This window comes from Roseovarius halophilus (ex Wu et al. 2025), from assembly GCF_047086965.1.
Map to the genome: position 1 here is coordinate 1 of NZ_JBKOTX010000210.1, position 8,570 is coordinate 8,570.

At 65.2% G+C, this 8,570-nt stretch carries 10 protein-coding genes and 1 pseudogene; 7 read left to right on the forward strand and 4 right to left on the reverse strand.

From position 1 onward, the window contains the following. Positions 1–69: 69 nt before the first annotated feature. Complete coding sequence (locus ACH107_RS26920) at positions 70–1,401, reverse strand: alpha/beta hydrolase (protein ID WP_412508740.1); 1,332 nt, start codon at positions 1,399–1,401, stop codon at positions 70–72. 109 nt (positions 1,402–1,510) lie between these two features. Between ACH107_RS26920 and ettA the strand changes: the two genes are divergently transcribed. Beyond that, on the forward strand, positions 1,511–3,166 hold the full coding sequence (gene ettA, locus ACH107_RS26925; protein ID WP_412508742.1) for an energy-dependent translational throttle protein EttA: 1,656 nt from the start codon (positions 1,511–1,513) through the stop codon (positions 3,164–3,166). Positions 3,167–3,183: 17 nt separating this feature from the next. Further along, positions 3,184–3,711: a hypothetical protein gene (locus ACH107_RS26930; RefSeq protein ID WP_412508743.1), complete on the forward strand. Its 528-nt coding sequence runs from the start codon at positions 3,184–3,186 to the stop codon at positions 3,709–3,711. A 163-nt stretch (positions 3,712–3,874) separates the two neighbouring features. Here the strand turns inward: ACH107_RS26930 and ACH107_RS26935 are convergent. Then, positions 3,875–4,303 (reverse strand): annotated as a pseudogene (locus tag ACH107_RS26935) (transposase); the annotation flags it as partial. 160 nt (positions 4,304–4,463) lie between these two features. Between ACH107_RS26935 and ACH107_RS26940 the strand changes: the two are divergent. After that, on the forward strand, positions 4,464–4,682 hold the full coding sequence (locus ACH107_RS26940) for a hypothetical protein (RefSeq protein ID WP_412508744.1): 219 nt from the start codon (positions 4,464–4,466) through the stop codon (positions 4,680–4,682). Here ACH107_RS26940 and ACH107_RS26945 read toward each other — a convergent pair. Next, positions 4,679–5,011, reverse strand: coding sequence for a BrnA antitoxin family protein (locus tag ACH107_RS26945; protein ID WP_412508745.1), 333 nt, complete (start codon positions 5,009–5,011; stop codon positions 4,679–4,681). The genes ACH107_RS26940 and ACH107_RS26945 overlap by 4 nt on opposite strands. A gap of 236 nt (positions 5,012–5,247) precedes the next feature. Between ACH107_RS26945 and ACH107_RS26950 the strand changes: the two genes are divergently transcribed. Together ACH107_RS26950 and ACH107_RS26955 are read left to right on the forward strand one after the other, a co-directional pair. Then, the gene (locus tag ACH107_RS26950; protein ID WP_412508746.1) at positions 5,248–5,799 is read left to right on the forward strand and encodes a L,D-transpeptidase; all 552 of its coding nucleotides are present in this window, start codon (positions 5,248–5,250) and stop codon (positions 5,797–5,799) included. Positions 5,800–6,005: 206 nt separating this feature from the next. Continuing rightward, positions 6,006–6,212: a cold-shock protein gene (locus ACH107_RS26955; protein ID WP_412508747.1), complete on the forward strand. Its 207-nt coding sequence runs from the start codon at positions 6,006–6,008 to the stop codon at positions 6,210–6,212. A gap of 45 nt (positions 6,213–6,257) precedes the next feature. Here ACH107_RS26955 and ACH107_RS26960 read toward each other — a convergent pair whose 3' ends face one another. Further along, positions 6,258–6,935: an arylesterase gene (locus tag ACH107_RS26960; protein ID WP_412508749.1), complete on the reverse strand. Its 678-nt coding sequence runs from the start codon at positions 6,933–6,935 to the stop codon at positions 6,258–6,260. Between ACH107_RS26960 and ACH107_RS26965 the strand changes: the two genes are divergently transcribed. Next, the gene (locus ACH107_RS26965) at positions 6,934–7,614 is read left to right on the forward strand and encodes an ABC transporter ATP-binding protein (protein ID WP_412508750.1); all 681 of its coding nucleotides are present in this window, start codon (positions 6,934–6,936) and stop codon (positions 7,612–7,614) included. The two genes, ACH107_RS26960 and ACH107_RS26965, sit on opposite strands and share 2 nt — an antisense overlap. Beyond that, positions 7,611–8,570: ABC transporter permease (locus tag ACH107_RS26970; RefSeq protein WP_412508751.1), on the forward strand; the 960-nt coding region annotated here is incomplete at its 3' end. The genes ACH107_RS26965 and ACH107_RS26970, both read left to right, overlap by 4 nt.

Here is an 8,570-nt window from a genome sequence, read left to right on the forward strand (position 1 = left end):
TCAGTTTCCGGGCCGGGCCGGGCTTTGCGGACTGGACGGCCGCCCCACGGCAGATCGAGGGCGGGTTCGTCACGCTGCCGGGCGTGTTCTCGGCCGACGCCCGCCACCCGCGCCGACATCGAGCACGTCGGGCAGCGGGCCGGCCGGATAGTCCGGGTCAAGGCGCCAGATATTGCCGGTCTCGGCCACCAAGGGCCGAAAGGTCGATCCCGGCGCGGCGCGACTGCGCAGCGTCAACGCCATGTCGGACATCACGGCCGGGTTCGCGCGGAAATACGCATGACCCAAACCCGCGCCCGCCGACGCAACCTTGATGAAATGGACATTCCCGGCCCGCGTCAGGCTGGCGATCTCGTCCGCCTCGAAATCCCGGGCATCCAACCGCCCCAGCAGCGCCGCCGACCGCACGATCCGCGACAGGTTCAGCACCCGGTCGTTGTCGTTGGCGTAGATATTGATCTGCTCGAAGCCGTCGGCGAAACGCTCCGCGATCAGCCGCTGGCGGGCCACGCCGACATCAAGGTCCGGCGCCGCCATGATCAGGGTGCCGGTCTTCATCGCCTGCCGGGGGTTGTGCCCCGCCGCGCGGACCTCGATCAGAAGCTCGCGCAGCGCGGTGGTCATGATCGCGGTGCCACGCGAATGGGCGATGATATCGATCCGCTCAAGGCGCGGAACCCCGGCAAGGGCACGCAGGAACTGCTTGACGTGAAAGACCGAGAAATCGCCGGTCGTCACGTCGCGGAAATACTTGAGCAACCCGGTATCCGACGCGGGCCATGTGAGCGCCACCGGCACCCCCTGGCGGCCCGCGTAATGCCACAGGTTGGCGGTGGTCGCCACGGCACCGCCGAATTCGGTGTTGACCCCGTGGATGTAGACCAGAACCGAGCGCTGGCCCGTTGTCCGCAGGCGCGCGGCGATCTCGGCCTGCATGTGGCGCGTGGCCGCGTCATAGGCCTCACGCGCCTCTGGCAGCACGCGAAACCGCCCGCCGCGACGCCCGAAGGGCAACGGCGTTTCGGGCAAGCGGACAAGCTCTTTTGTCGACGTGACGGCCAACCGCGTGATGGGCTCGCCCGCGTCGGCATGGGTGCGCCGCACCAGCGCCGGCCAGTCCTCGGCAGAGCCGAAGCGCACACGCGCCGCCCCGAGCGCGACAGAATCGCTGCGCGCGGCGCCGTATGCCGCCCCCGCGCCCGGCGCCCCCGCCTCGGGTCGCCGGTCGGTCACGTACAGCACCTCCGGCGTGACATTGCGGAACGCGGGCGGGATGGACGCGGCCGGGTAGTTGTCGCCCGCCGAGTAAAGGTTGGGCGGCGCGGCCAGCCGCGTGGCCGAAAGATCGGCACAGCCCCCGAGGAGCACCAGCACCACGAGCGCCCTGACAAGCGTCGTCATCTGTCGGCCCGGTGCCTGCAGCCCCCTGTCCTTTCGCCGTTTGAATTCATTGCACGCCCCGGTTACATGTCTGCCAACATCATATTCCGGATCAATGAGAGCACAGCCAATGGCAGCCTATCAATACGTCTATCACATGCAGGGTGTCTCCAAGACATATCCCGGCGGCAAGAAATGCTTCGAGAACATCAACCTCAGCTTCCTGCCCGGCGTGAAGATCGGCGTCGTCGGCGTGAACGGCGCCGGCAAGTCGACCCTGATGCGGATCATGGCCGGTCTCGACACCGACTACACGGGCGAGGCATGGGCGGCCGAGGGCGCCAGGGTCGGCTACCTGCCGCAGGAGCCCGAGCTCGACCCGGCCAAGACCGTCCGCGAGAACGTGATGGACGCCGTCGCCGCCAAGCGCGCCAAGCTCGACCGCTTCAACGAGCTGGCCATGAACTACTCGGACGAAACCGCCGACGAGATGGCCACCCTGCAGGACGAGATCGACTCGGAGAACCTGTGGGATCTCGACGCCCAGATCGACGTTTCCATGGAGGCACTGCGTTGCCCGCCGGACGACGCGGATGTCACCACGCTCTCGGGCGGGGAAAAGCGCCGCGTCGCGCTCTGCAAGCTGCTGCTCGAAGCGCCCGACATGCTGCTGCTGGACGAACCGACCAACCACCTCGACGCCGAAACCATCGCGTGGCTGCAACAGCACCTGATCGACTACAAGGGCACCATCCTGATCGTCACGCACGACCGCTATTTCCTCGACGACATCACCGGCTGGATCCTCGAACTCGACCGGGGCCACGGCATCCCCTACGAGGGCAACTATTCAAGCTGGCTGGAACAGAAGCAGAAACGGCTGGAGCAGGAGGCGCGCGAGGACAAGTCGCGCCAGAAGACGCTGCAGCGCGAACTGGAATGGATGCGGCAGGGCCAGAAGGCCCGGCAGGCCAAGCAGAAGGCCCGGATCAACGCCTACAACGAACTGGCCAACCAGTCGGAGCGCGAAAAGATCAGCCGCGCGCAGATCGTCATTCCCAACGGGCCGCGCCTCGGCCAGAAGGTGATCGAGGTGAACGGCCTGACGAAACACATGGGCGACAAGCTGCTGATCGAGGATCTCGACTTCTCGTTGCCGCCGGGCGGCATCGTCGGCGTGATCGGCCCCAACGGCGCGGGCAAGACGACGCTGTTCCGCATGTTCACCGGGCAGGAGAGCCCCGACGAGGGCACGATCGAGTTCGGCGACACGGTCGAACTCAGCTACGTGGACCAGACACGCGACGCGCTGCCCGATGACAAGACCGTGTGGGAGGTCATTTCGGGCGGCAACGACATCATCCATCTGGGCGATGCCGAGGTGAACAGCCGCGCCTATGTCTCGGCCTTCAACTTCAAGGGCGGCGACCAGCAAAAGAAGGTCAACCTGCTCTCGGGCGGGGAACGCAACCGGGTGCACATGGCCCGCCTGCTGAAATCGGGCGGCAACGTGCTGCTGCTGGACGAGCCGACCAACGATCTCGACGTCGAGACGCTCCGCGCGCTCGAGGACGCGCTGGTGGATTTCGCCGGCTGCGCGGTGGTCATCAGCCACGACCGTTTCTTCCTCGACCGTATCTGCACCCACATCCTCGCCTTCGAGGGCGAGGCGCACGTGGAATGGTTCGAAGGCAACTTCGAGGATTACGAGGAAGACAAGAAACGCCGGCTGGGCCCGGACGCGCTGGAACCAAAGCGGATCAAGCACAAGAAATTCGTGCGGTAGTAAATCGGTCCTACAAAATGGTTAAGCATAAACATCCTACGGATCATGCTTTTACATTTAGCATTCATGGGAAAGCCGCTGAGCGGCTTGCGTTAAGGCTGTACGGCTTCACGAGAGCAGTATGGCCAGAGGCTTGGTTCGATTTACCAAAACATCATGCGGTAGAAGAACTTTTCGAATTTTCTTTTCATGCGTACCGAGCTTCAGAACTTGCCGAGCTGCTAAGTCTGCGGATCGACATGAAGCCCATTTCTGAAACCTTGTATTCCACCGAAAACCAAACTGAGTACGAATGGCTATTCGATTATCACTATGCTCTGAACAGGCTCCGCCACAATACAAGTTTTAAGTTTGGACGCAGTAATCCGCCAGAAGACTCAAGACTATTTTCCGAGGAAAAAAACATGATGGCCGGCTTCATTGTGGTAGCTACCCAGCAATTTCCGAAAGAAGTCGCCATCCCGTTCTTTCCTCTCGTCTTCACTTTTTTGCAGGACGTGCGTCCAGAAATTAAAAAATATCAAAAGTCAATAACTCAGCTTTAATATCGGTCATTCCATAACTCTCAGGCGCGCAATGCTTGCAGGGTGGTACTTCGTATGCTTCATTTTGCGCATGGCGTGTTACGGTGTGCAGTGACAGTTTTTTCGAGAATCTCCTTGGTTTGGTTGAGCTACTCCCTGATCCTTGGACAGGATCTGGCGTAGATTAAGCTTTTCTTTGCACCTGCTGATGGGTTTGGGTTTTGTCATTTCTCAGCCAATAGACCACGGCGGGTGGCCTGCCGCCAAGGGCTGAGTGTGGGCGTTGGTGATTGTAGAAGGTCATCCATTTTCGGATGCCTGCCTTTGCCTCCGAGCCGGTTTCCCAAGCATGCAGGTAGACGCATTCGTATTTCAGCGTCCGCCACAGCCGCTCTATGAAGATGTTGTCGAGGAACCGGCCTTTCCCATCCATGGAGATACGCACGCCGGTCCGGCGCAAGCGGTCCGTCCAGGCAAAGGACGTGAACTGGCTGCCCTGATCGGTGTTCATGATCTCGGGCGAGCCGAACTTGTGAATGGCCTCGTTCAATGCTTCGACGCAGAACTCGGCTTCCAGTGTGTTCGAGATGCGCCAGGCCAGGACCTTGCGGGTGTGCCCGTGCCCGGCCCGCGGCCGCCCCGGCCCTTCCGTTTCACCGACTGGGCCGGCATCTGAGCGCGGGCGCGCCCATGAAATGCACCGCCCCCGCCGCATTCCTGCCCCATTCCCCCGCTTTCCTCGGGGCGTCGCACACCAAGGAAAGGCACCGGTCATGGCCATTGCTGCCCTCATTCTCGGCGCGCTCACCGGCACCGTGTCGGCGCTCGCGGGCTGGGTTTTCTTCGGTCTCGGCGGCGGGACGGCCGTCGCGCTCTATTTCGCCATCGGGCTGGGCATGCCGCTCACCGTGATGGCCCTGGCCGCCCGGCGCCCGCGCCGCCGCCGCGATGCCGGCACCCGCGCCGAGGCGGCGACGCCCGAAACCGCCTAATCGCGTTCGGGCGTGATCCGGCTTTCCAGCCGGTCCTCCATTCGCAGCGCGCCGGCGATCTTCATCTGCGCCCATGTCGCCAGTATCCGGTTGATCCGCGCCTGATAGCCCTTGCCCATCGCGCGGTAGAATTTCGCCACCGACCGGTCGAGGTACAGCGTCACCTTCTCCTTCTTCTCTTCCACGTCCACGTCGGCCTCCAGCGTGTGCCACGCCTCGGGGATTTCATCGGCGAGCGCGCTGTCGATCCAGCCCTCGCGATCGAGGTGGATCAGGTTCTTCAGCAGCCCCTCGCGGGCCAGCCTCTCGGTCTTGGTCATGCGCGCCATGCCGTCCTCCTGTTCTCGGTGCCGGGACAGCCTGCCTCGGCCGGGTTAACGCCCCCTCGCCCGGCCGCGCGATGCACCGACGCGCTACCGGCGTGAAACCGCCCGTGCCGCGCCCGCGCCCCGCGCGACCGAAAAGCGACACTCGCCACCGCCGAGGCCTGGGTCACCGGCTTTTGATTTTCTCCCCGCGCGATGGCAGGATATCGTCCCGCCATTCAGACTAGGAGACGCCCGTCATGATTCATCGCCGCCATTTCCTGACCTTGGCCGCCGCCGCCGCCGTGCCCTCGGGCGTTCAGGCCTTTGAGCTGGACAAGAGATTCCAGCCGCAGGACGTGCGGATAAGTTCCCGTTTCAGACCGGGCCAGTTGCTGGTGATGCCGCGCGCACATTTCCTGTATTTCGTGACGGGCCCCAACCGGGCGCTGCGCTATGGCGTGGGGGTGGGCAAGGCCGGCCTGCAATTCACCGGCACCGCCACGATCGACGTCAAGAGGAAATGGCCCACCTGGCGCCCCACCGACCAGATGATCGAACGGGAACCGCGCACCTATGCCCGGTTCAAGGGCAACGATTACGTCCAGCCCGGCGGCCCGGAAAACCCGCTGGGCGCGCGCGCGCTCTACCTGTTCCAGAACGGTGTCGACACCTATTTCCGCATTCACGGCACCAACGCGCCCGAATCGATCGGCCGCTCGGTATCGAATGGGTGCATCCGGATGCTGAACGATCACGTGCGCGACCTCTATCAGCGGGTGCCGGTCGGCACCGTCGTGACCGTGATCTGAGGCCGGGGGCCGGCCCCCGCCCTTTTCACAGCGCACGCCGGTGTCGCAATTTTCTCTTGCACCGACTCGCCACGGCGCGCATATAGAGGTGTGCGACGTTACCACTATCGACCATCTGACTCCTTCAAGGCTCAGTCACTCGATCTTGCTATGACTTAGCCGCGCTGTCGCAATCCCGCGGACAGCAACGAACAAGGAGATACGGAATGGCCAATGGCACCGTAAAATGGTTCAACACCACCAAAGGCTACGGCTTCATCGCGCCCGAGAGCGGCGGCAAGGATGTGTTCGTGCACATCTCGGCCGTGGAACGCGCCGGGCTGACCGGGCTGGCCGACAACCAGAAAGTGACCTTCGATGTCGAGGCCGGCCGCGACGGCCGCGAAGCGGCATCGAACATCGCGCTGGCATAAGCCGACGACATATCGCTTGATCTGGGCCCCGCGACGGGGCCCTTTTCATTTGGCAGCCTCGATCAGCCGCAGAACCGCCGGCCCGATCGCCTCGACGATGCGCCGGACTCCCGCGGCATTGGGATGGATCCCGTCAGGCTGCAGGAATTCGGCAAGCTCGTCCGGCGTGCCCTCGCCCAGCCCTTTCAGGAAATCCTCGAAGAACAGGATGTCGCGCGCCCCGGCCAACTCGCGGTAAAGGCTGTCGAAGGCGCGCTTGTAGTCGGGCCCGAAGTTCCCCGGCGCGCGCATCCCGACCAGCAGAACCGCGACATCCCGCGCCGCCGCCGCGTCAAGGATGGTGGCGAGGTTGCCCTTGGTGACGGCGGGGTCGATCCCGCGCAGCATGTCATTGCCGCCCAGCGTCACGATCATCGCGTCCACCTCGTCGGTCAGGCTCCACGCCACGCGCGCCGCCCCGCCCGCGCTGGTATCGCCCGACACGCCGCCGTTGATCACCCGTGCCTCGGCGCCATGATCGTCCAGCCAAGCCGCCAGTTGCGGCACGAACCCCTCCGCCTCGGGCAGGCCGTATCCTTGGGTCAGGCTGTCGCCGAGCGCCAGTACCGTCGTCTGGGCGGCGCAAGCGGGAGTCGCCAGAAAAAGAAACGCGGCCAATACCTTGCTCAGGCAGGCACGCGGCCCATATGGGCCGTGAAGGTTTCCAAACAGGCGCATTCCCATGTCCGATCCCGTCCTTTCGCTGTCCGGTGTCTCGCTGTCGCTGCAGGGCAACGCGGGCCCCGTCTCGATACTCCACGGGATCACGCTGGATGTCCACCGGGGCGAGACACTGGGCCTTGTCGGGCCGTCAGGCTCGGGCAAATCCTCCCTGCTGATGGTGATGGGCGGGCTCGAGCAGGCCACGGGCGGCCATGTCAGCGCGCTTGGACACGACCTCACGGGCATGGACGAGGACGCGCTGGCCCGCCTCAGGCGCGATCATTTCGGTATCGTTTTCCAGAGCTTCCACCTGATCCCCACGATGACCGCGCTGGAAAACGTGGCGACCCCGCTGGAACTGGCCGGCAAGCCCGACGCGCGCGACCGCGCGGCCGAGGAACTGGCCGCGATGGGGCTGGCGCATCGCGCGGGGCACTATCCTTCGCAACTGTCAGGCGGCGAACAGCAGCGCGTGGCGCTGGCGCGGGCGGCTGCGCCGCGGCCGGATATCGTGCTGGCCGACGAACCCACCGGGAACCTCGACAGCACCAACGGCGCCGCCGTCATCGACCTGCTCTTCGACCTGCGGGACCGGCATGGCGCGACGCTCGTGCTGGTCACCCACGCCCCCGACCTCGCCGCGCGCTGCGACAGGGTCATCACCCTTGACGACGGGCGCATGAGCAGGGCAGCGGCATGAGCAAGCTGCGGCTGGCCTTCCGCCTCGCGCGGCGGGAATTGCGCGGCGGCCTGCAGGGGTTTCGCGTCTTTCTCGGCTGCGTGATCCTCGGCGTGGCCGCCATCGCCGCCGTGGGCACCGTCCGCGAAAGCATCGCCACCGGGCTTGCCCGCGAAGGCGCGGCGCTGCTCGGCGGCGATGCCGAGATCGAACTGACCTACCGTTTCGCTTCGGACGAGGAACGCGCGTGGATGCGCTCCACGGCAACCGCCGTGTCCGAAGTCGTCGATTTCCGCTCCATGGCCGTCACCCCCGGCGGGGAACGCGGGCTCACGCAGGTCAAGGCGGTGGACGCCGCCTATCCGCTGATCGGCCGCGTGCGGCTGACCCCCGACATGCCGCTGCACAGTGCACTGGCGGGGAGGGACGGGCAACCCGGCGCCGTCATGCACCCGGCGCTGAGCGAACGGCTGGATCTCGAACCGGGGGACAGTTTCCGCCTCGGCACGCAGGATTTCCGGCTGATGGCGACCCTGCGGGCCGAGCCGGACAACGCCACCGCAGGCTTCGGGCTCGGGCCGCGCACCATCGTTGCCACCCCGGCGCTGGACGGCTCGGGCCTGCTCGCGCCCGGCACGCTTTTCAGTTCGAAATACCGGCTCGACCTGCCGGCCGGCGCCGATCTGGCGACAACCAAGGAACAGGCCGAGCAGACATTCGAAACCGGCGGGATGCGCTGGCGCGACGCGCGCAACGGCGCGCCCGGCGTGGCCGAATTCGTCGACCGGCTGGGCGCGTTCCTCGTGCTGGTCGGGCTGTCGGGGCTTGCCGTCGGCGGCGTGGGCATCTCGGCCGCGCTGCGCGCGTGGCTGGCGGGCAAGACCCGGATCATCGCCACCCTGCGCACGCTGGGCGCCGACCAGCGGACAATCTTCCTGACCTATTTCATCCAGGTGGGTGTCGTGGCGCTCGGCGGG

Coding starts and splice junctions, on each gene's coding strand:
- ACH107_RS26920 (WP_412508740.1), bottom strand. CDS start 1,401: ATGACGACGCTTGTCAGGGCGCTCGTGGTGCTGGTGCTCCTCGGGGGC.
- ACH107_RS26950 (WP_412508746.1), top strand. CDS start 5,248: ATGATTCATCGCCGCCATTTCCTGACCTTGGCCGCCGCCGCCGCCGTG.
- ettA (WP_412508742.1), top strand. CDS start 1,511: ATGGCAGCCTATCAATACGTCTATCACATGCAGGGTGTCTCCAAGACA.
- ACH107_RS26960 (WP_412508749.1), bottom strand. CDS start 6,935: ATGGGAATGCGCCTGTTTGGAAACCTTCACGGCCCATATGGGCCGCGT.
- ACH107_RS26940 (WP_412508744.1), top strand. CDS start 4,464: ATGGCCATTGCTGCCCTCATTCTCGGCGCGCTCACCGGCACCGTGTCG.
- ACH107_RS26965 (WP_412508750.1), top strand. CDS start 6,934: ATGTCCGATCCCGTCCTTTCGCTGTCCGGTGTCTCGCTGTCGCTGCAG.
- ACH107_RS26945 (WP_412508745.1), bottom strand. CDS start 5,011: ATGGCGCGCATGACCAAGACCGAGAGGCTGGCCCGCGAGGGGCTGCTG.
- ACH107_RS26930 (WP_412508743.1), top strand. CDS start 3,184: ATGGTTAAGCATAAACATCCTACGGATCATGCTTTTACATTTAGCATT.
- ACH107_RS26955 (WP_412508747.1), top strand. CDS start 6,006: ATGGCCAATGGCACCGTAAAATGGTTCAACACCACCAAAGGCTACGGC.